A 17,339-nucleotide genomic window follows, 5' to 3' on the forward strand; every position below is an offset into this window, starting at 1 on the left:
ATTACGCTACCATAGCTCTTACAGCTAGGACAACTTAAAGGACTTACCGCTTATTTTGTTGGTATACATACGTACGAATCGGGAGTAACCAATTTATAATCCGAAAACCAACGTATCCTAACAATACCCCTAGAGTATTTAAAAGCAGATCGTCTACATCAAAACTTCCAACCGCCATAAACCACTGAGCAAGTTCAAGACCAAGACTGAATAAAAAGCCAAAGATCACCGTTATAAGTAAATAAGGCTTCGTTCGAAACAGTAGAGGAAATAAGACACCAAACGGCAAGAATCCAATGACATTCCCTGCTAAATTAGAAAGCCTTACTGTCCACGGGATTCGTGAATCGTTCCAGTACAAACGAATGGTTTCAAACAATGTGAAGTTATTGGTGGTCCATTCACTTGGGCGTTCCCGTTCAAAGATATTGGTAACCGCACTTTGAGCATCCATTTCTTTTAATACGACTAACTGAACAATGACAGCTAAGTAAGCTAGAAAGGTCACCCAAAGTGCACCACGTGTTACTGTTCGCATATAAACTTCTCCTTACAACTCCTCCCTATAGCGGGCCATAGGGTCATTCAACGTGTTGTACCCGTTTCTCTCGTAAACTATGCGTCCCTCGTCACTTGGCCATACAATTGTAAATTCTGCTTCGTGCAAATCCAACCAGTTATTGACCACTCTTAACAACTGACCTCCAATCCCTTTCGCTCGAAAAGCAGGTTTTGTGTAGACATTCGTCATCCAGTAAAATTGCTGAGGTTTTCGTTCTGGACGAATAACTTTGTTGATGCGTTGTAAGTAAATGTGAGAGACAATCTCTCCATCCACTTCCGCTACCCAAATCAACCACCGATTGTCCGTTGAAAACAACTCTTCTTGTGCAAGGAACTCCCTACAAAAGCGTTCCTTGGCTTCTTCGGACTGATCAAGTTCTTTGTCTTCTGCTGTGAACGCAAATCGCATATCAGCTAACGTTCGTGCATCTTGTTTGTCTGCCAATCGAACAGTTATGTCCACTCAGTTATCCCCCAATAGTTCTGTTACCGTATAAATACGGCCGTTTTCAACAGGGCCGTTCGTCACCAAACTGACTAGCGCATCCGCTACTGTGCGCGGTGCACGAAGATCCCCTTTTTGCTTTAACTCTTTAAAACGCCCAACATCCGCAAACGCTTCTTCCGACGAACTGCGGATTGTTTGCTGCATACCTGTATCCATCACACCTGGATTGTAGGCAATCACTCGGTGTTCACTGCTCGCTTGGTCTAGTTCTAAACCCGTTACTTGCGTGTGCATGTTGATTGCAGCTTTTGTACTGTTATAGACGCTCCATCCTGAAATCGGACGAGAGCCTGCACCTGAGGTGACATTTACAATTGTCAAAGTGCCCGTCCACTGTTTAGCTTTTGCAAGCCAGACATTTGTCATCATCATCGGTGCCAGTACATTAACTCGAAACGCAATTTCTACTCGATCAGCGTCCAGTTTCCCAACACGTTCAATCGGGTCGATGACACTCGCATTGTGAATGATCGTGACGTCTTGCGCACCGCTCTTCTCAATTTCTTGCCATATATGTTCAGCAGCCGTCAATGGTACTCCAGACTGCGACAAATCATAAAGTAAAGATGTAAACGCCTCGCGACTTTCTGTTTCCGAACGAGACAAGCCGATGACCGGAATCCCTTTTTCTAAAAAGCTATCGACTAATCCGTCCCCAAGTCCTTTTGATGCCCCCGTAACAATTGCTAGTTGCATTTAAACTCCTCCTAACGGTTTACTTCACGAATACTCATTGTCCTTCACTTTCTGGTACATCATGCAAACTGATTTCTCCACGCAAAGAAGTCAACATGATCTGATAGTCACCTTTTTCATAGAAACGCGTTGGTCCTTGTTTAGATGTCTGTTCCCATCCACGTTGCCAAATGATGAGCCGATAGCTTAGTGGAATATCTCCATCTGCCTCAGCTTTGTCCCAACTATAAATCGTGAGGCCCTCTGTTTTTTCAATTTGCTCCGCATCTTTTGCAATCGGGAACCCCGCGTGAGCACCCGAAGATTGATAGTGACTCGTCTGATAAGCATAGCCGATAATGACAACATTGATGACCAAGAGAGCTATGAATATGAGCAACTTCCACCGTTTCATGTCTTTTTCCCCTTTCGGTATCGATAGGTTTCAAAAATCGCAAGTCCTAATAAGATGCATGTGACGACCACATAAATCCAAAATGTACCGACTTCTTGCAGTTCCGTGCGGTATAAAAAGATAAAAATGAGAGCCGCTATAGATACGATGTAATGAAAGAACATTAGCATCAATCGGCGGTCTGTTGTTTTAGTCATTGTGCACTTTCCTCTACTAAGTTTTTTAAAATCCGAGCAGGATTGCCTCCTACCACAGCATCATTTGGTATATCTTTTGTAACTACAGCTCCGGAAGCTATCACAACCCGGTCGCCGACTGTGACACCCGGCATAATAAGTGCGCCTCCACCAATCCAGACGTCGTCTCCTATTTTTACCGGAATGGCATATTCACGGCCAGAGGAGCGTTCTACAGGATCTAAAGGATGTGTAGCTGTATAGATGTGAACACCTGGCCCTAGCATGCAGCGGTCCCCAAAACGAATTTCACAAACGTCTAAAAATACACAGTCAAAGTTAGCAAAAAAGGCCGTACCTGTATGGATGTTATATCCATAATCCACGCGAATGCTCGGCTCGATAGTTGGTGGTTCTTTCGTGTCTCCTAAAAGTTCAGTTAGAATTTCGGTTCGACGCGCTGTTTCTTCCGGAAGTGTTTGATTGTAGCTATGTACAAGTTGTCGCGCACGATTTCGTTCGGCAACTAATTGTGGGTCAGCAGCCAGGTACATTTCACCTGCCAGCATCTTTTCTTTTTCAGTCATGGTGCTCACACCCCTTTTCGTCATTATCTCGAAAACGCGAGGAAAATACAAAAGAGACCTTGATTACTAAAAGAACTTTCTAGAAAAGATTTTGGGAAGTTTGCGCTTTAGCGCCCGAATTTGCTCAATTAACGACCGAACGTCTCTCATTAGCGCCCCAACTTCCCTACTTAACGACCGAGTTCTCCTCATTAACGCCCCTACTGATGTTATGGAAACTAACTCGCTCGAACCCTACAAAAAATCCGCCCAAATTCACTCTGGGCGGATGGATCTTATACTTCGCGGACTACGACCCCAAATTTTCGGTCGTGTGGAAACTCGCTTCCATCTGTCCCTTCAAAGCCTTTGCGATCTTTCAAATAATCAAATGTGCTGAGTGTGTCACGGTAAACGGCACGCTTCAACGCTTGCTCACATGAAGGCACGCGACCATCTTCTGTTTCAAGCTTCAAGCCCATTGCTTTATAGCCAAGTGTTTGACCATTATTTTTAAACTGCAACGCCTCTAAACCCCACATGACAACTGTTGGAAGCACCGTTGCGTAGACTGCTTCTGCTGAACGATTCTTCTTCGTAATCCCTTTAAGTGCTGCTTCAAGTGTCAACGATACGGCTGTAGCGACTGCTGTGTCGATTAATACTGCTTTTGTTCGTTTTTTTGAAAGTTCTTTCATTCTGTAACACCCTTTCTTTTTTGAGAAACCCGGTAAATAGCCCAAAGACCTGTTCCTACAACTACTGTTTGAAACAGTAAGAACACATCACCTGAACTGACTGGTGCTCTTCCAGGCAAATATGTACTCGTCAATAGATAGCCTGAAATCAGCTGGGAACAGAGAAGTAACAAAAATACAGTGATACAAATTACAATCCAAGTCTTCATACGATCACCTCTCTCTGTTTACGAAGAGAGGCTCTTAAAAGTTTCAATCTAAAAATCGCGTTCGGACGTTTAGTGGCGGAATACTGCATGCCTCTTTCTTCCCAAACCACTTGTACCGGTTGCGTGCAATCACCCGATATGCAGCATCTCGCAACCGCTTTGGAACGAACCTTCCGATTGAAAGCATGCGCCATGCTCCGTCCAAATAGCGTACTACCCGTAACGCAGCATCCGACTCGATATACGCATGGCCATTATCAAGGAAGATAAAACTATCTGTCTCTTCTGGTATGCGGTTTTGAGCAAGAAGCATTCGTCCTGTCTCACTTTGGAGAGAAACAAAATGGATAACTCCTTTTGAATCGCGCTTCCATATAAATTGAACGCTGGCATCGCAGAAATTACATACGCCGTCGTACAACACAATTCGTTTCGCTTCCATACTGTCTCCCCCCTCTACTGAGTAGTTTACCATACAAAAACAGGGAATTCTTGTTATGGGTTCATAACAAAAACCGCTCAGATAGACAGAACGGTTTAGTCTTTATATTGTTTCACATGACTTCGCTGATTGCGGAATGACATCATCCCTACTGCAATGATTAAAATCCCGACAATGCCGAGCATCAACGTCCATAGCGAGAAGCCACCTTCATTCGCTTCGGAATATGTCGCTTTTACAAACTCACCTGAAGACACTTCGATTGCAATAGCTTCCGAACGATTCGTGCCTTGAATGTCATACAAAAATGTTCCGACTGGATAGACGTTGGATGCACCAGTTTGGATCTCATCCGACTCGACCGTAATCTCTCCAATGGCTGTACCCACTTCATCTGCGGCTATCACTTCAGTTGTCACATTGTAGACTCTGCCATCATGGACAACGAATTCCGTGTCTGCTGATGCAACGAAGCTCCCTAGTAAAAACAATACGATGAAACTATGTAAGATTCTCATGATGCGTTTTCTTCACCTACTCATAATGTTTTTCACGAATAAACAGTTCACTAACTTTCCAAACCGTGTACTGTGCAATCGCTACACAGAGGACCATCATGAAAATACTGAGGAGCAACACTTCTCCTCCGTTTAAGTTCGGCATGAATTCGGTCCATGCCCACTCAGCAATTTGGAAGTACACGTAAATTAACACGACCCACAATACAAAGCGAACAAGAAACAACATGACCGACACCTCTTCCACTAAAGTTCTAATCTTGTAGTATTCGCTAGTGTATGGGTCGAATCCTCTATTTATTTTGTTGATTTTCAAAAATAAATGTATGAATTTGCTCTGCATTGTCTAAATTTGAATTGCACACAGCTGGATCTTCACAGATATAGTGACTGTAAGACGTAAAGGTATCTTCCGTCTTTCCTCTGACAGTTGCTGTGAATAAATTTACAAGGGTATGCTGGCGACAAATTCTGCAGACACCTTTTAACGTATCTACCTTTGTTACGCCTTGTAGTGTCTTCCACTTCCCCTCTTGTTCAATCACAAAGTACTGGCGATGTGTTCCTCCATCTTTCCAAGATAAGCAGGTCACTTCCTTCCAATCATAGGACTGGAGTGGCGGTATCCGAAGACGTTTTTCTTTTTTAAACAACTTCTTCAAGTCCTCTGCGGTCGGAGCTTTGAACGGAATGACATAGGATTTGACTGCATGTAGGAATAAATCGGCATCTGTACGGTCTGTCACTTGATGCAATTGATGCACGATTGTATCGGTCTGATCTGTTTGTGGAAGGGCAGCGCGAAGGTCAGTTTCAATCAATCCTTTGACAGCTGCAATAACGTCTTTATCTTTGGAAGTCGAAAGTGCATTCAGTAATTTTGTAATTTGTCTTGTAAGCAATCTGTAGTTGGCTACGGTTAGAAACTCCATATAAGACTCCCCCTTCTTAGGTTTATCGTACCATTATCTAATCCATGAAAAAAGCACAAGGCCCAGTGGGTTACTTGTGCTGACTATAATGGCCTGAACCTTGAAGTTGAATCCAAAGAGAATAGGTAGAATTGGGTGCTGCGACTTCAATACAGTCTGGGCTTGGAGGGGAATCAGAAGCGTGAATATACCCTGCAGTTAAATACGCTTCTTCGATAGATTGACCAATGGTGTCTTTTGTAGCTACACCAAGATCCAGGCTTTCTACTAGCTTCCAATGTGTCAGTCGATTTTGACCAAGTACCATGACATGACGATAGCCGTCTGGTTCTAATACTTTCACGATGGCAAGTTGTTGCCGACGTGGTAGTTTATGTGTTTGAACGATTTCTTAGGTTTTAGGAAGCTGAAGTTGCTGTTCCCATTCTTTTAAAGGTTTTTCTATTGGTTCTGCTGAAATCATTAAAATGCCGCTGATTCCAACTAATGCACAAATGCATAGAGCAATATACCGTTTCATCAGAACCTCCTACTTTTTCTTCATTTTACCATTTTACTAAATAGTATATACCATTTTATTAGAATTTTATGTACAATTAAAAAAAGTGAGGGGGAAGTTCAATGTTCTGGTTGCCACTCTTTCTGTTGATGTTCTTTTTGACGATTCAAGCCACCTTTGCTTCACTCGGGGTTGTGCGGTATTCACTACTCGCTGTCAGTATCCACACGATTATTTTATTTTTGTTTTTCACAGATCACCCAACGACATGGATGCTTTATATTTTGACGATTCAGATGTGGGCGTTGTTTGTAGTCGGTGTATTTCGCCGGAATAAATGGCGAGAAGGACATATTGTATAGACTAAGAAAAAACACTATTTTCTCTTCTATCATGAGAAAATAGTGTTTCATTTATTCAATGAATATCTTTACCTACTAAATTTATTGTTCATATATAGAAAGCAAAGCTTCTTGGAATTCTGGTTTCACTTTTACGGAATCTCGGACACTTTGTACTTGTTGAATGGCGTCCTCTACAGTCGAAGCCCGCCCCATCTCGAGTAGAACGGCAGCTGCAACAGTTCCTGTTCTTCCGCTACCACCTTGGCAGTGGAAATAAACAGATTTGTCTGCATCAAAATCTTCTACGATTTGGTGAGCTACTTTTTTAATGGTGTTCGCTTGTCCTTCCCCGTCTTCAATAAGAGGAAGTGAGACACTCTCCGATGTTGATAGTTCTCCTCGTTCATGAGCCTCTGCACGAAGATCATAGATGACATCCACGTTTTCTTTTTCTGCAACTTCACTGGCTGCATCTGCGCCGCCTATATAAATTTTTCCTGGTATTAATTCGTTGTAGTTTGCCACTTGGCATTCCTCCTTTTTCCCTCTCTTTACTATACCCGTTGTGCACATCTCTACGCATTATAAATATTTAACGTAACTAGTTTCATTTTAATGGTCGCTCCTTTAGGGGAACGGCCTTTTATTATGTCCATCTGCTTATAGCTGCTTCTATAGACTCCACTCTAACAGATCCCTTTTGCATTGGCGGTGGGCATTGTTGATTGTACTTAAAGATTTTGTCGTTGATTTGTTTTAAGCGAAGTTCGCTGTCTTTCTTTTTTCCTGCTTGAATGTCGGCATTTAGTTTATTCAAGTCGTCCCGTATAGCATGTTGGAGCTCAAGCCAATAGGGTTTATAGCCTTGTTCTTTCGCAATGCGTTGAAAGTTTTGAAATACGTCCCCTGACAAATACTCTTCTGACAATGGTTTACCCATTCCAGGAAGGTTGTCCATCCCGCCTGTTTTGGCATATTCTTTCACGATGTCACCAATCAAATCATTGTATTCCGGTTTGTCATTCGTCATCGCTTTCGCCTCACTTTCTCTTTATATAATTCAATATAAAAAGCAATGAACCTGTTTGGAATTGTGACAGACACAAGAACATTTGAATCTTTTTCCACTTTTCTCATGTATAGTAAGTATAAACATAAAGGGGTGAGTAGCAATGTGGATTTTTGGAGGAATGATTGCTTTAGTACTTGCTATTGCTGCACTAGTAGATTTCAGGAACAGGAGAAGTCGTGCGCATCAACGTGCCATCAACTCGCATGCAAAGCCTGGGGAAAGCAGTAACTATATGATGGGTGACAATCAGACGACACATGGCTCTTGAGAAATAAAAAGGGCCTGCGCAGTGTCAGGCCTTTCAATTCAATATAGATTCACGATTGTCACGAAGCATCTTCACTAATTGTTCTTCAGAAAAACCGCTTGCTTCTTCACTGTCGATTATATCTGTGTACCTGACTCCCTCTTCTAGTTGCTCATATTTAAAGTAAAGCATACTCGTAGTTGCGACTTGATTGTAGTCAGAGTAGCTTTCACTCAAATCCCTTCCTGGAAGAATCGTGAATGGCAGGTCTCCTTTAGTGGAATTCATGAAGATCACATCCAACTTATGTTGGACCAACCAATCTTTCATTTCTTCTTTGGTAAACAAGTCATTGTATTCTCTGTCTACGATTAAGACATCTATGATTTTAGGTATTTGCTCGTTCGCAATGAGACCTTTCGACTCAATTGGATACACTTTCACTAAAGTGCTTTCACTAAGTTGAACATTTCCAACAACGCCTACACGTATCGGACGACTACCCTCTAATCGTTCAATCAATTCTTCGTTATCAGAAAAAAGCTCACCCGTTCTTGGATGTACCACCACAACTTCTTGTTGATCGTTCAGAGATACTTGAAACAAATAATACCAATTAGGTTCGAAAGGATTCCGGCTAGCTTCACCAGTAGCAGGTGTCACTTCTTTTTCAGCTGTTTCAATGACCTCTGCATATTCCTCTACATTAGCTTTTGCCTCTTCATACGAAAGATTTTGAAAAGAAAGCACGATGACACTAGCTAGTACTACTCCCATCACACCATATCTCCACTGCTCCATATCCTTCAACCAAAACAAATAAATAAGTGAAAGAATCACAAGCGCATTAAACAAGAAAAGATTCGAAGTCCCCGCAAACACAATAGAGTCATACGCGTATACGACAACAGCAACAAGTATATATACGGCTATCAATGAAAGCTTAATGGATTTCGTCATTTACTACCTCCCCGTATCTCCAATTCGCCCATACTTTACTGCCTAGATGAAAAATTCCCCACCCAAGGAGTGCACTTGGAATGTTCAAGATAAAATCATCTACATCGAAACTTCCTCGAACTGTTAGTAACTGAGTCACTTCAATACCAGTAAGTATACTTATAAACACAATGAGAAAGGGTCCTATCTTACGCAGCTTTTTGAATAGTAGTGGTAGGAACAATCCAAACGGTGTGAAGGCGATCAAATTGCCTCCTAAGTTACGCACAATGATGTCTGTATTCAATGTTTGGTTTTGATAGGCGGTTATGTAATCTGAAATTGTCGCAAACGGAACAAAGTTCGCATTGTATCGGAGCTTTTCCGCAAATGTATAGTCATAAACGAGATAACCATGTCGAGAACTCACAAACAACAAAGTTCCTAAAACGAGCAAGTACAGAATAAAACTCCCCCACATCAATGCTTTCAAAAACTTCATGAACCCGACCTAGTTGAATACATCTGTTTTGCTTTCGTCAAATAGACTTGTTGCATGTCCTCTGGCACCATTCCACCGCCTGTAGCCCAGATTAGATGTGTGGCCGATTCATCTGTACCTGGAACCATCACAGGGCCAATCATTCCTGCAAATGCAGATGGCTCTAAGAATAGTCCTTCTGCCCCGTAAAAGAGGTGCATCAATTCAAAAAGTCGCGCATCTGACACGGTGAAGCACCCGCTCATAAATGGCTTCATTACCTTTCCAACAAAGCCAGAAGCACGACCGACTGCAAGTCCATCCGCTTCTGTCACGTTATCGAGCCCGATATCTGCCACTGACACTTTGTCATGAAGATTGGTTACCATACCGAGTGTCATACACGGAGAGTGTGTCGGTTCTGCAAAATAGCATTGCACTGCGTCTCCAAATGCTAGTTTCAATCCAAAAGCGACGCCTCCTGGACCTCCGCCCACACCACAAGGCAGGTACACGATAAGCGGATTTTCTGGATTCACTTCAATTCCTTGTTCCGCCAATTGACGTTTTAAACGAAGTCCAGCCACTGCGTAGCCCAGAAATAGATCTGTCGAGTTTTCATCATCCACAAAGTGACAACTCGGATCGTTTTCAGCTTGCTCTCTTCCTCGTTCTACTGCCAAACTGTAGTCTGAAGCATATTCGATTACCTCGACACCCTTCTCCCGCAGCAAATTCTTCTTCCACTCTTTTGCGTCTGCTGACATATGGACTGTTACATGGAAACCGAGTTTAGCACTGATGATGCCTATACTAAGACCCAGGTTTCCTGTTGAGCCTACAGCGACCGAGTAATTGGAAAAGAACTTCTTGAATTCCTCTGAAGCGAATTTTTCGTAGGTATCTTCTAAATGAATCAGTCCAGCTTCAAGAGCCAATGTTTCGGCATGCTTCACTACTTCATAAATCCCCCCACGTGCCTTGATTGAACCGGAAATCGGAAGATGACTATCAAACTTCATGAAAAGTTTACCGGCAATCTTACTTCCGGAATAGTTCACGAGAGCCTGTTGCATCGCAGAGATTTCTCTTACTTCAGATTCAATAATCCCTTCTGTCACAGCGGTTTCTGGAAAAGCCTTCACAAAAAATGGGGCAAACCGCTCCATTCTTTGCTCCGCATCACGCACATCGTCTTCGCTTAACAAACAAGAAGAGAGTGCGACATCTGTCGGAAATAACTCCTCGTTCAACCAAGCTGTTTCTTTTTTCGCAATCAAGTCTTCTACGACTGGGTGCAATTTACGTAAATTATCTGATGTGTACATATGTAAACTCCTTTACTGTTAAATTGAAAACCACTGGAGACCAACATCTTCTATCAAAACGGCTGCAAAAAGTGCTAAGACGGCTATTGATCCTACTCCTTCGACGAGAGATGCCTTGTAAAGGATGCGGTATTCATCATGCTTCCACTCCATGAAAATTCGAATAGCGCCAAGTGTAAATGCAACAAGAGCTGAAACCATGAATGCTAGTACTGGAATCGTTGGACCTTGACCGACAGCGTAATAAGAAGCAATAGGTGGAACCAAAACAATAATCGTATTCAAAGTGTAGTGTAAATACTTGTGCGTAGGTGTGTAATAAACCCCTGCTTCTCTTTTAGGTAATTCAAAGTAGCGTTTCACTGTAACTCGAATTAGATACAGTGCTAACAGGGTCAGAACCACTGCAAGTATGAAGTTCGATACATCCATTTAAAAGCCCCTTTACTGAGAAGGTTCATCTTTCAACGTAGCGTCTATATGAAGCTCCTGTTCTTGAATGGACACATTGCTAGCTTCGTCTTGGATCGCCATAAAAATAGCTGTATAGGAAAACAAACCGGTGAACATAGTCAGAACTCCAAATATAATACCTGCTAAGAACAATTCAAAAATCCATGAGAATACAAACACATCTACTGAAGTCCCAATCAACGAAACAATCGAAAATATACCGCCAAATTGAATAAGAACTTTACTGAAGTCAATTGTCGATTCAAGATTCCATCGGTTTTTAATAGACTGAGTGATTGCCGCAATCCAAATGACGACGAACACTAAAAATACAATCGAAAATAGAGCAATAAACATTTAATTTCCCCCTTTAGTCTTTTTAAAAAATAGTTCTGCTGTCGGCTTTGGTTCATCTGCGACGATGTCATGAAGCAGTTTTGTAGCCGTCAAAATAAAGACGAGTAACGCAACTGCAGCAAGTAATTGTGTTACCAATGAGTTTGGAATCCACAGCCAGTAGAGAATGCCTCCGCTGATGAGTAGTTGTAAAGATAGTAGAAGATAGTGCATAGTCGTTACCTCAATTCTGTTTGAATGGACGTTCAATTAACTATCTGTAACTTTCATACGGACAAAAGCAAGAAGAGTTCCTCTTTTTGGAACTTTTATCGTTTTATACGAGCCCGTGGTCTGTCATACTGAAAGAACAAAGGGGGAATTTTACATGATACTTGGCTTACACCATGCTCAAATTACCATACCTTCGGGAAAAGAGGCAGAAGCAAAAGCATTTTATAGTGAACTGCTCGGTCTTCCGGAAATCCCAAAACCTGAATCCTTACAAGGACGAGGTGGCTTCTGGTTACAAGTTGGCACGCAGGAAGTGCACGTCGGTGCTGAAGAAGGGTTCGATCGTTCAACGACAAAAGCCCATCTTGCTTATCTCGTTTCTGATTTAGCACACTGGAAGCAAGTACTCAATCAAGCAGGGATCGAAGCGTTAAGTGGTATTCCCATCCCTGGCTATGACCGGTTTGAGTTCCGCGATCCGTTTGGCAATCGTGTTGAGATGATTCAGGAGCTATAGAAGTTAAGATACTTTGAGTTGAGTTCCGTTCCGGGGTCGCTTTCTGAAGGCGCGGCATATGTATTTAGTAGTAAAATTTGTTTCAGCCTATGCTTTAGTAAGCTGGAGTAGTGATCCAGATATAGACCGCTCCAATGGACAGTAGAACAATAAATCCTACAGTCACCCAGGAAATCACTGCCCATTTCGGATTTTCACCGTGCTTTTTCTGCATGTAGATATTGACTAACTCTATGATAAAGAAAGCTGCGATTGGAAAGAACATAATAGGAAATGGTCTTTCTTCAGTGATGCTGCGTAAACCGAAAAATAGTATGAGTGCTACTGCTAAAACGGTAATACTAAATCGTATTATTTTATGTGTTTTCGAATAAGCAAGTGGTGGGTTACCTTCTAGACCCCATTTTCTTTTTAAATAAAATACTATTATTAAATACGAAAAGAATAATACTGTAGCTGCGACAGCTATTTTATAAAACTCCATTGTAATCCCCTCTCTATTTTCTTACTATTCATTCAGTATACTAAATTTGTAGTATTTACCATAGATGACAAAATAAAAAAACGAAAGGAATGGAAGGTGACAGGCACCAAATGGATGTGATTTCCAAATGGTGCCTGTCACCTTGTTTTATATCTTTATAATATAATTATTCCTAGTTATTCAATTTAATTTGTGGACATAGTCATCCATACAATAATAGTAGCGATAAAAATACCCATCATTGTAAAGAGCGAAATCCAAGAGATTGCTATCCATTTGGGATTCTCCCCATGCTTTATTTGCATATAAATGTTGAGTGCCTCCAGAAGCACTGAAACCACAAATGGAATAGCTAGAAGTGGTAATCGATTTTGCGAGTCCACTTGTCCAAAACCAATAAAGAGAATTCCTAAAATCGCTACGACTGCTAATCCTAAACGAAGATCTTTATGTAATTTGGAATAGGTAGTTGGTGAGTCGCCTTTTAAACCCCATCTTTTTTTTAACAAATAAATTAAGATCGAGTAAATTATAAGCACCACTGCCCCACCAGCCAACAGTTGATAAAACTCCATTGTAGTCCCCCTCCACTTCTTTCCGTTCACTAAGTATACTAAATTTGTAGTATTTACCATAGATGCCAAAATAAAAAATGGAAGGTGACAGGCACCAAATGGATGTTGATTCCAATTGGTGCCTGTCACCTTTCTCTCACCTTTCTGTAAAATAAAAAATCGACCGAGTTCGGCCGACCATTATGATTTTTGTCTTCTCATAAAATAATAAACGATTATGCCTATGCCAATTAAAAAAGGAATTCCTATTAACCAAAAACTAATGGGAGTGCGGTCCAAGGAAAGGTCCACTTGCTCATCAGGCAACTGCCCTTCACCAAGGATTAATAAATCATCGGCTGCTGAAGAAGCGAGTGTTGTTCGATCACAAATACTTGTTGTATAGCCGGTTCCAGAATCTTGGGCATAAATCAAATAGTCCAGTCCGGTTTGAAATTCAAAACCACATTGTGCAGAGTCTCCATAGGTCACAATAATTTGTTGAGATTGCTTCTCTCCTTTAAATATCCGTGACACTTCTACTAATACTTCTTTGTTACCTGCACTACTTGATTGCTTGATTTCACGTACAGTTCCCATAATCACAAGTGCGCTGCTCTCTAGTTCTTCTTGTACTGAGAATGGTTCCACACAGCTACATGCCGAAGCTGTCGGGGTAAAGTATGGAAGCAACATAGAAAACAATATCATGCATAAAACTAGAATACTTCTTTTCAAGACAAGTCCCCCTTTTGATGAGTAGACCTTATTTGGTTGAATTTGGTTACAATTATCTTCTTCAATTATTTCGTATCATTTGGAAAATGTCGACAGAAAGTTTGAAGAATGAGAAACTAATTGGAAGTAATAATTTCCATTTTCACTTAGAACAAATATAGAGGTGATTGAAATGCAGACATATTGCACAGAGACAAGGGGCTATTTTGTCATTTACGGAGATGATTTTCCACTCGAAGAATTTACAGAAGCAATGGGAGTTTCTCCGACAGAAGCCCATAGACAAGGTGAAGAATTTATTAGAGGTAAAACAAAACATACGCGCTTTGAAACTGCGTGGGAATTAGGCAGCGATTATGTGGATACGGATCATCCGGATGAAGTAATCGAAACGATAGTAGCTAAACTACATAACTCAGTAGATACTATTAACTTGTATAAAGAAAGGTACAAGTTAGAATGTAAACTCGTTGGGGTCATAACTTTCAAAACTGCGCAGACGCGAGGTTTAATAATTTCTCCAGAACTTGCTGGGTTCGCAAATAAGATAGGCGCACCATTCGAATTTGATATTTATAATGAATCCACCGAAGACGAGTTTTAAGAGATACTTAAATACCTCACAAAAAGACAGTAGTTCCTCTTAGTGTTAAGTGAAGAAGCTACTGTCTTCTTTCTATCCTAAATTTAACTAGTGTATTAAAGCGCCGAAATCTCAAACCCTAAAACGACTACGCCCAACAGAGCAATCACCGAATAGAAAATGAACGCCCCTTTTTTGTTATTCCGACGTGCATCAATCGCCGACACTGTAAACAACGTCATCAACAACAACGTCGACAAAATATCTAAAAACGGATTATCGATTATGTACGACGCAATAATACTGATTAACGCCACAACCGCAATCCCCACACCTATCTTATTCATCCTTAACCACCTCAGCTTCATTGTATCTCCTTTCATACGATTGATTCCAGTCAAAGTTCCAAGAAATTCATAGTACACTTCACATGACTATATCTCGATTTCGAGCTATACTAAAACTGAATTTTCAGATACTACGAAGGAGGAAATGAAATGCAAAAAGCAACAGATACTCTTCTCGTGAATACATTTATTGATGGTGTACTCGACCCACAAAAAGAAATGCTGGGACCCGTTCGTGATGGTGGCCATATTATCGCCAACACAGCACCTGGATGCTGGGGACCAATGATTACGCCTTGCATCCGCGGAGGACATGAAGTTACAAAACCTGTTTATGTAGAAGGAGCAGAACCCGGAGATGCCATTGTTGTGAAGATCCATTCGATTCGTGTGACGTCTCTTGCAACCGCTTCCGGAAATGATGCTCCTGTGGAAGGCCGCTTTTTAGGCGATCCATTTGTCGCTGTAAAATGCCCGGGTTGCGGAACAATGTATCCGGATACGGTTATCAAAGGAATCGGGCAGGAAGCTATCCGTTGTGCGAATTGTGATGCAGATGTTACACCATTCGTCTTCACAAACGGGTATACAATCGGCTTCAGTGAACACGGGGACGTGGGTGTCACAGTATCAAAAGAAGCGGCAGAAACCATTGCACACGATGGTCGTCACTACATGCAAACTCCGGAAAATTCTGTGCAGAATCCGATTGTCACATTTGCACCTCACGATCTAGTGGGTGTCGTAGCGCGCATGCGTCCTTTCCTTGGTCAACTTGGAACTACTCCGTCGCGCCCTATGCCAGACTCCCATAATGCTGGTGACTTCGGGTCGTTCTTAGTCGGTGCGCCACATGACTACAAAGTGACGGAAGATGAGTTGAAAGAACATCGCACTGATGGACACATGGATATCAGCCGCGTTCGTGCGGGTGCCACATTGATCTGTCCGGTCAAAGTTCCCGGTGGCGGAATTTATTTAGGAGATATGCACGCGATGCAAGGCGATGGCGAAATCGCAGGGCACACTGCTGACGTCTCAGGAATCGTTCACCTCCAAGTACATGTCATCAAAAACGCTAACTTGGACGGTCCAATCCTGCTTCCAAACGAAGAAGACCTTCCGTATACAGCTAAACCATTTACAGAACAGGAACGCAAGAATGCAGAAGCAATCGCAAAACAATGGAACATCGAGAAGCTGGAAGAATCGCTTCCAATCTCAGTAGTGGGGTCAGGTTCGAACCTAAACCTAGCAACTGAAAATGGTCTAGAGCGAGCTGCAGAATTATTCGGCGTGACAGTTCCAGAAATCATGAACCGAACGACCATCACAGGTTCGATTGAAATCGGTCGTCACCCAGGGGTTGTCACGATTACATTCTTAGCACCAATCGAGTACCTGAAAAAAGCCGGTCTGTTTGACGCAGTGTCCACACATTACCGCTATTAAAAGAAGCGCTGGGGATCTCCCCCGGCGCTTTTACTTTCTCCAATACTGAGATCCATCGTTCGCACGTTCGAAGTAGCCATATTCAATTAAATAGCGGCGAAGTGACACGTAATCGTCATGTACTCCTTTTAATACGTCATTCATCTCTTTTTCTGTGTACTGCTTGTCTGGATTAAACCGTTTCACGATATGATTCAACAAGATCAGTTTGCGCTTTTCTTTGCTAGGAATTGTGGACACTTTCCCATCCAATCCCTCTTTAAAATATGTCGCCAATACTTTTTCCGTTTCTTCGGCTGTAATCGCATACCGCTCATCCACTTGTGTTGCCCCCTTATGCACATCCATGTATGCATCGTTAGAATTTAAATTTTTCATGATAGCGAGAAACACTGCTGCTTGTCGCTCTTTTTCCCGCAACTTAAACCGGTGCTGGCGAATCGTTGAGACACTGTTCGCAGAAGACCGTTTCATAACTTCTTTATCCTCATGCCCTTCATAAAACAGGAAGAGCATTTCTTTTTGCACATCAGACAATCCTGTATATTTTTTATCGAGCGAAAGAAGCGCATGAAATACGGATTGATGCTCGTCGATGATGTGTAGCTCCATCCGTTTTTTCGCATCAAAGAAACGCTCCCCTACTTGGAACACTTCCCCTTTCTGGAACGCACCCTTGCAAAAGATGCAGCTGAACCACTTCCCATCCTCTTCGTAGCCTCGTTCCAACACCTCAACCGGAACATCAATGTTAACCATATAACAAAACCCCTTATTGTTTATATATTTATAAACAATAATATATTTAATTTTATTAAAAGTAAACAAAAACTATAATTGTTTATTGATTTTATATTTATTTATCCTCTTTACTAAATCCCCTGCACTGTGTGACGTGAAGATGATTTACACCTTCAGCGACGATTCCTCCGATTCTAGCGACGTAAAATCATAATCCAGCGACGAAAATCATCATCCTAGCGACGAATAGCCCTCACCCCCGCGCCTTAGCGACGATTCCTCCGATT

General features: G+C 41.9%; 32 protein-coding genes. 5 read left to right on the forward strand and 27 right to left on the reverse strand.

The annotated features are described in order from the left end of the window. Nucleotides 1-43 precede the first annotated feature (43 nt). From JOD03_RS07140 to JOD03_RS13845, 14 genes are all read right to left on the reverse strand, one after another. Nucleotides 44-538, reverse strand: coding sequence for a VanZ family protein (locus tag JOD03_RS07140; protein WP_204590158.1), 495 nt, complete (start codon nucleotides 536-538; stop codon nucleotides 44-46). 12 nt (nucleotides 539-550) lie between these two features. Further along, nucleotides 551-1,027 carry a GNAT family N-acetyltransferase gene (locus JOD03_RS07145; protein ID WP_338032447.1) on the reverse strand — a complete coding sequence of 159 codons (477 nt, stop codon included), beginning with the start codon at nucleotides 1,025-1,027 and terminating at the stop codon, nucleotides 551-553. Next, a complete protein-coding gene (locus tag JOD03_RS07150; RefSeq protein ID WP_204590159.1) occupies nucleotides 1,028-1,768 on the reverse strand; it encodes an SDR family NAD(P)-dependent oxidoreductase in 741 nt (246 codons plus the stop codon). It lies immediately after the preceding gene. Nucleotides 1,769-1,802: 34 nt separating this feature from the next. Next, complete coding sequence (locus JOD03_RS07155) at nucleotides 1,803-2,162, reverse strand: hypothetical protein (RefSeq protein WP_204590160.1); 360 nt, start codon at nucleotides 2,160-2,162, stop codon at nucleotides 1,803-1,805. Further along, complete coding sequence (locus tag JOD03_RS07160) at nucleotides 2,159-2,359, reverse strand: hypothetical protein (protein WP_204590161.1); 201 nt, start codon at nucleotides 2,357-2,359, stop codon at nucleotides 2,159-2,161. Before JOD03_RS07160 ends, JOD03_RS07155 begins: the two co-directional genes overlap by 4 nt. Beyond that, nucleotides 2,356-2,925 carry a maltose acetyltransferase domain-containing protein gene (locus tag JOD03_RS07165; protein WP_204590162.1) on the reverse strand — a complete coding sequence of 190 codons (570 nt, stop codon included), beginning with the start codon at nucleotides 2,923-2,925 and terminating at the stop codon, nucleotides 2,356-2,358. The genes JOD03_RS07160 and JOD03_RS07165 overlap by 4 nt, the downstream gene beginning before the upstream one ends. Nucleotides 2,926-3,200: 275 nt before the next feature. After that, a complete protein-coding gene (locus JOD03_RS07170; RefSeq protein ID WP_204590163.1) occupies nucleotides 3,201-3,602 on the reverse strand; it encodes an RDD family protein in 402 nt (133 codons plus the stop codon). Continuing rightward, entirely contained in the window at nucleotides 3,599-3,811 is a 213-nt protein-coding gene (locus JOD03_RS07175; protein ID WP_204590164.1) for a hypothetical protein, read from the reverse strand. The genes JOD03_RS07170 and JOD03_RS07175 overlap by 4 nt, the downstream gene beginning before the upstream one ends. A 43-nt stretch (nucleotides 3,812-3,854) precedes the next feature. After that, the gene (locus JOD03_RS07180) at nucleotides 3,855-4,253 is read right to left on the reverse strand and encodes a thiol-disulfide oxidoreductase DCC family protein (protein ID WP_204590165.1); all 399 of its coding nucleotides are present in this window, start codon (nucleotides 4,251-4,253) and stop codon (nucleotides 3,855-3,857) included. Between the two features lie 95 nt (nucleotides 4,254-4,348). Further along, nucleotides 4,349-4,771, reverse strand: a complete 423-nt coding sequence (locus JOD03_RS07185) for a hypothetical protein (protein ID WP_204590166.1) — start codon at nucleotides 4,769-4,771, stop codon at nucleotides 4,349-4,351. Between the two features lie 16 nt (nucleotides 4,772-4,787). Further along, a complete protein-coding gene (locus JOD03_RS07190) occupies nucleotides 4,788-5,000 on the reverse strand; it encodes a hypothetical protein (protein ID WP_204590167.1) in 213 nt (70 codons plus the stop codon). Nucleotides 5,001-5,064: 64 nt separating this feature from the next. Continuing rightward, a complete protein-coding gene (locus JOD03_RS07195; RefSeq protein WP_204590168.1) occupies nucleotides 5,065-5,703 on the reverse strand; it encodes a FusB/FusC family EF-G-binding protein in 639 nt (212 codons plus the stop codon). A 70-nt stretch (nucleotides 5,704-5,773) separates the two neighbouring features. After that, the gene (locus tag JOD03_RS07200; RefSeq protein ID WP_204590169.1) at nucleotides 5,774-6,046 is read right to left on the reverse strand and encodes a hypothetical protein; all 273 of its coding nucleotides are present in this window, start codon (nucleotides 6,044-6,046) and stop codon (nucleotides 5,774-5,776) included. 48 nt (nucleotides 6,047-6,094) lie between these two features. Further along, entirely contained in the window at nucleotides 6,095-6,223 is a 129-nt protein-coding gene (locus JOD03_RS13845; protein ID WP_275580373.1) for a hypothetical protein, read from the reverse strand. A gap of 101 nt (nucleotides 6,224-6,324) precedes the next feature. On the opposite strand from JOD03_RS13845, the gene JOD03_RS07205 reads away from it, so the two are divergent. After that, a complete protein-coding gene (locus JOD03_RS07205) occupies nucleotides 6,325-6,564 on the forward strand; it encodes a hypothetical protein (RefSeq protein WP_204590170.1) in 240 nt (79 codons plus the stop codon). 81 nt (nucleotides 6,565-6,645) lie between these two features. On the opposite strand, the gene JOD03_RS07210 is transcribed toward JOD03_RS07205, so the two are convergent. Together JOD03_RS07210 and JOD03_RS07215 are read right to left on the reverse strand one after the other, a co-directional pair. Next, the gene (locus JOD03_RS07210; RefSeq protein WP_204590171.1) at nucleotides 6,646-7,071 is read right to left on the reverse strand and encodes a dual specificity protein phosphatase family protein; all 426 of its coding nucleotides are present in this window, start codon (nucleotides 7,069-7,071) and stop codon (nucleotides 6,646-6,648) included. A gap of 121 nt (nucleotides 7,072-7,192) precedes the next feature. Continuing rightward, on the reverse strand, nucleotides 7,193-7,576 hold the full coding sequence (locus tag JOD03_RS07215; RefSeq protein ID WP_204590172.1) for a DnaJ family domain-containing protein: 384 nt from the start codon (nucleotides 7,574-7,576) through the stop codon (nucleotides 7,193-7,195). Between the two features lie 142 nt (nucleotides 7,577-7,718). Here JOD03_RS07215 and JOD03_RS07220 point away from each other — a divergent pair, with 142 nt between their 5' ends. After that, nucleotides 7,719-7,886, forward strand: a complete 168-nt coding sequence (locus JOD03_RS07220; RefSeq protein WP_204590173.1) for a hypothetical protein — start codon at nucleotides 7,719-7,721, stop codon at nucleotides 7,884-7,886. Between the two features lie 33 nt (nucleotides 7,887-7,919). Here JOD03_RS07220 and JOD03_RS07225 read toward each other — a convergent pair whose 3' ends face one another. From JOD03_RS07225 to JOD03_RS07250, 6 genes are read right to left on the reverse strand one after another with little or no spacing between them, the layout of a single operon-like run. Further along, nucleotides 7,920-8,825 (reverse strand): hypothetical protein, encoded by a 906-nt coding sequence (locus JOD03_RS07225; protein WP_204590174.1) that lies wholly within the window; start codon nucleotides 8,823-8,825, stop codon nucleotides 7,920-7,922. After that, complete coding sequence (locus JOD03_RS07230; protein WP_204590175.1) at nucleotides 8,809-9,306, reverse strand: VanZ family protein; 498 nt, start codon at nucleotides 9,304-9,306, stop codon at nucleotides 8,809-8,811. Before JOD03_RS07230 ends, JOD03_RS07225 begins: the two co-directional genes overlap by 17 nt. After that, nucleotides 9,303-10,613 carry a D-serine ammonia-lyase gene (locus JOD03_RS07235; protein WP_204590176.1) on the reverse strand — a complete coding sequence of 437 codons (1,311 nt, stop codon included), beginning with the start codon at nucleotides 10,611-10,613 and terminating at the stop codon, nucleotides 9,303-9,305. The genes JOD03_RS07230 and JOD03_RS07235 overlap by 4 nt, the downstream gene beginning before the upstream one ends. A gap of 18 nt (nucleotides 10,614-10,631) precedes the next feature. Continuing rightward, nucleotides 10,632-11,045: a DUF4181 domain-containing protein gene (locus JOD03_RS07240; RefSeq protein ID WP_204590177.1), complete on the reverse strand. Its 414-nt coding sequence runs from the start codon at nucleotides 11,043-11,045 to the stop codon at nucleotides 10,632-10,634. A gap of 12 nt (nucleotides 11,046-11,057) precedes the next feature. Further along, the gene (locus JOD03_RS07245; protein WP_204590178.1) at nucleotides 11,058-11,423 is read right to left on the reverse strand and encodes a hypothetical protein; all 366 of its coding nucleotides are present in this window, start codon (nucleotides 11,421-11,423) and stop codon (nucleotides 11,058-11,060) included. Beyond that, nucleotides 11,424-11,636, reverse strand: a complete 213-nt coding sequence (locus JOD03_RS07250; protein ID WP_204590179.1) for a hypothetical protein — start codon at nucleotides 11,634-11,636, stop codon at nucleotides 11,424-11,426. Between the two features lie 154 nt (nucleotides 11,637-11,790). Here JOD03_RS07250 and JOD03_RS07255 point away from each other — a divergent pair, with 154 nt between their 5' ends. Next, nucleotides 11,791-12,153 carry a VOC family protein gene (locus JOD03_RS07255; protein WP_204590180.1) on the forward strand — a complete coding sequence of 121 codons (363 nt, stop codon included), beginning with the start codon at nucleotides 11,791-11,793 and terminating at the stop codon, nucleotides 12,151-12,153. Nucleotides 12,154-12,247: 94 nt separating this feature from the next. Here the strand turns inward: JOD03_RS07255 and JOD03_RS07260 are convergent, their stop codons facing one another. From JOD03_RS07260 to JOD03_RS07270, 3 genes are all read right to left on the reverse strand, one after another. Beyond that, nucleotides 12,248-12,637 (reverse strand): DUF4181 domain-containing protein, encoded by a 390-nt coding sequence (locus JOD03_RS07260; RefSeq protein ID WP_204590181.1) that lies wholly within the window; start codon nucleotides 12,635-12,637, stop codon nucleotides 12,248-12,250. Between the two features lie 185 nt (nucleotides 12,638-12,822). Beyond that, nucleotides 12,823-13,212, reverse strand: coding sequence for a hypothetical protein (locus tag JOD03_RS07265; RefSeq protein WP_204590182.1), 390 nt, complete (start codon nucleotides 13,210-13,212; stop codon nucleotides 12,823-12,825). 180 nt (nucleotides 13,213-13,392) lie between these two features. Beyond that, nucleotides 13,393-13,929 (reverse strand): hypothetical protein, encoded by a 537-nt coding sequence (locus JOD03_RS07270; protein ID WP_204590183.1) that lies wholly within the window; start codon nucleotides 13,927-13,929, stop codon nucleotides 13,393-13,395. A gap of 172 nt (nucleotides 13,930-14,101) precedes the next feature. On the opposite strand from JOD03_RS07270, the gene JOD03_RS07275 reads away from it, so the two are divergent. Then, a complete protein-coding gene (locus JOD03_RS07275) occupies nucleotides 14,102-14,533 on the forward strand; it encodes a DUF4279 domain-containing protein (RefSeq protein ID WP_204590184.1) in 432 nt (143 codons plus the stop codon). Nucleotides 14,534-14,628: 95 nt separating this feature from the next. On the opposite strand, the gene JOD03_RS07280 is transcribed toward JOD03_RS07275, so the two are convergent. Further along, on the reverse strand, nucleotides 14,629-14,859 hold the full coding sequence (locus JOD03_RS07280) for a hypothetical protein (RefSeq protein WP_204590185.1): 231 nt from the start codon (nucleotides 14,857-14,859) through the stop codon (nucleotides 14,629-14,631). Nucleotides 14,860-15,009: 150 nt separating this feature from the next. On the opposite strand from JOD03_RS07280, the gene JOD03_RS07285 reads away from it, so the two are divergent. Next, the gene (locus JOD03_RS07285; RefSeq protein WP_204590186.1) at nucleotides 15,010-16,311 is read left to right on the forward strand and encodes an acetamidase/formamidase family protein; all 1,302 of its coding nucleotides are present in this window, start codon (nucleotides 15,010-15,012) and stop codon (nucleotides 16,309-16,311) included. Between the two features lie 30 nt (nucleotides 16,312-16,341). Here JOD03_RS07285 and JOD03_RS07290 read toward each other — a convergent pair whose 3' ends face one another. Next, nucleotides 16,342-17,070 carry a DUF2087 domain-containing protein gene (locus JOD03_RS07290; RefSeq protein ID WP_204590187.1) on the reverse strand — a complete coding sequence of 243 codons (729 nt, stop codon included), beginning with the start codon at nucleotides 17,068-17,070 and terminating at the stop codon, nucleotides 16,342-16,344. Nucleotides 17,071-17,339 lie beyond the last annotated feature (269 nt).

Origin of the sequence: Chryseomicrobium aureum, assembly GCF_016909155.1 — a bacterium.
Lineage (GTDB): Bacteria > Bacillota > Bacilli > Bacillales_A > Planococcaceae > Chryseomicrobium > Chryseomicrobium aureum.

What these genes read in the sequence shown, in the direction of transcription:
- JOD03_RS07265 (WP_204590182.1), bottom strand. Translation starts at nt 13,212, where the DNA reads ATGGAGTTTTATCAACTGTTGGCTGGTGGGGCAGTGGTGCTTATAATT.
- JOD03_RS07240 (WP_204590177.1), bottom strand. Translation starts at nt 11,045, where the DNA reads ATGGATGTATCGAACTTCATACTTGCAGTGGTTCTGACCCTGTTAGCA.
- JOD03_RS07170 (WP_204590163.1), bottom strand. Translation starts at nt 3,602, where the DNA reads ATGAAAGAACTTTCAAAAAAACGAACAAAAGCAGTATTAATCGACACA.
- JOD03_RS07195 (WP_204590168.1), bottom strand. Translation starts at nt 5,703, where the DNA reads ATGGAGTTTCTAACCGTAGCCAACTACAGATTGCTTACAAGACAAATT.
- JOD03_RS07245 (WP_204590178.1), bottom strand. Translation starts at nt 11,423, where the DNA reads ATGTTTATTGCTCTATTTTCGATTGTATTTTTAGTGTTCGTCGTCATT.
- JOD03_RS07235 (WP_204590176.1), bottom strand. Translation starts at nt 10,613, where the DNA reads ATGTACACATCAGATAATTTACGTAAATTGCACCCAGTCGTAGAAGAC.
- JOD03_RS07175 (WP_204590164.1), bottom strand. Translation starts at nt 3,811, where the DNA reads ATGAAGACTTGGATTGTAATTTGTATCACTGTATTTTTGTTACTTCTC.
- JOD03_RS07250 (WP_204590179.1), bottom strand. Translation starts at nt 11,636, where the DNA reads ATGCACTATCTTCTACTATCTTTACAACTACTCATCAGCGGAGGCATT.
- JOD03_RS07155 (WP_204590160.1), bottom strand. Translation starts at nt 2,162, where the DNA reads ATGAAACGGTGGAAGTTGCTCATATTCATAGCTCTCTTGGTCATCAAT.
- JOD03_RS07225 (WP_204590174.1), bottom strand. Translation starts at nt 8,825, where the DNA reads ATGACGAAATCCATTAAGCTTTCATTGATAGCCGTATATATACTTGTT.
- JOD03_RS07190 (WP_204590167.1), bottom strand. Translation starts at nt 5,000, where the DNA reads ATGTTGTTTCTTGTTCGCTTTGTATTGTGGGTCGTGTTAATTTACGTG.
- JOD03_RS07220 (WP_204590173.1), top strand. Translation starts at nt 7,719, where the DNA reads ATGTGGATTTTTGGAGGAATGATTGCTTTAGTACTTGCTATTGCTGCA.
- JOD03_RS07205 (WP_204590170.1), top strand. Translation starts at nt 6,325, where the DNA reads ATGTTCTGGTTGCCACTCTTTCTGTTGATGTTCTTTTTGACGATTCAA.
- JOD03_RS07165 (WP_204590162.1), bottom strand. Translation starts at nt 2,925, where the DNA reads ATGACTGAAAAAGAAAAGATGCTGGCAGGTGAAATGTACCTGGCTGCT.
- JOD03_RS07290 (WP_204590187.1), bottom strand. Translation starts at nt 17,070, where the DNA reads ATGGTTAACATTGATGTTCCGGTTGAGGTGTTGGAACGAGGCTACGAA.
- JOD03_RS07215 (WP_204590172.1), bottom strand. Translation starts at nt 7,576, where the DNA reads ATGACGAATGACAAACCGGAATACAATGATTTGATTGGTGACATCGTG.
- JOD03_RS07260 (WP_204590181.1), bottom strand. Translation starts at nt 12,637, where the DNA reads ATGGAGTTTTATAAAATAGCTGTCGCAGCTACAGTATTATTCTTTTCG.
- JOD03_RS07280 (WP_204590185.1), bottom strand. Translation starts at nt 14,859, where the DNA reads ATGAATAAGATAGGTGTGGGGATTGCGGTTGTGGCGTTAATCAGTATT.
- JOD03_RS07255 (WP_204590180.1), top strand. Translation starts at nt 11,791, where the DNA reads ATGATACTTGGCTTACACCATGCTCAAATTACCATACCTTCGGGAAAA.
- JOD03_RS07230 (WP_204590175.1), bottom strand. Translation starts at nt 9,306, where the DNA reads ATGAAGTTTTTGAAAGCATTGATGTGGGGGAGTTTTATTCTGTACTTG.
- JOD03_RS07185 (WP_204590166.1), bottom strand. Translation starts at nt 4,771, where the DNA reads ATGAGAATCTTACATAGTTTCATCGTATTGTTTTTACTAGGGAGCTTC.
- JOD03_RS07160 (WP_204590161.1), bottom strand. Translation starts at nt 2,359, where the DNA reads ATGACTAAAACAACAGACCGCCGATTGATGCTAATGTTCTTTCATTAC.
- JOD03_RS07275 (WP_204590184.1), top strand. Translation starts at nt 14,102, where the DNA reads ATGCAGACATATTGCACAGAGACAAGGGGCTATTTTGTCATTTACGGA.
- JOD03_RS13845 (WP_275580373.1), bottom strand. Translation starts at nt 6,223, where the DNA reads ATGAAACGGTATATTGCTCTATGCATTTGTGCATTAGTTGGAATCAGC.
- JOD03_RS07180 (WP_204590165.1), bottom strand. Translation starts at nt 4,253, where the DNA reads ATGGAAGCGAAACGAATTGTGTTGTACGACGGCGTATGTAATTTCTGC.
- JOD03_RS07285 (WP_204590186.1), top strand. Translation starts at nt 15,010, where the DNA reads ATGCAAAAAGCAACAGATACTCTTCTCGTGAATACATTTATTGATGGT.
- JOD03_RS07150 (WP_204590159.1), bottom strand. Translation starts at nt 1,768, where the DNA reads ATGCAACTAGCAATTGTTACGGGGGCATCAAAAGGACTTGGGGACGGA.
- JOD03_RS07140 (WP_204590158.1), bottom strand. Translation starts at nt 538, where the DNA reads ATGCGAACAGTAACACGTGGTGCACTTTGGGTGACCTTTCTAGCTTAC.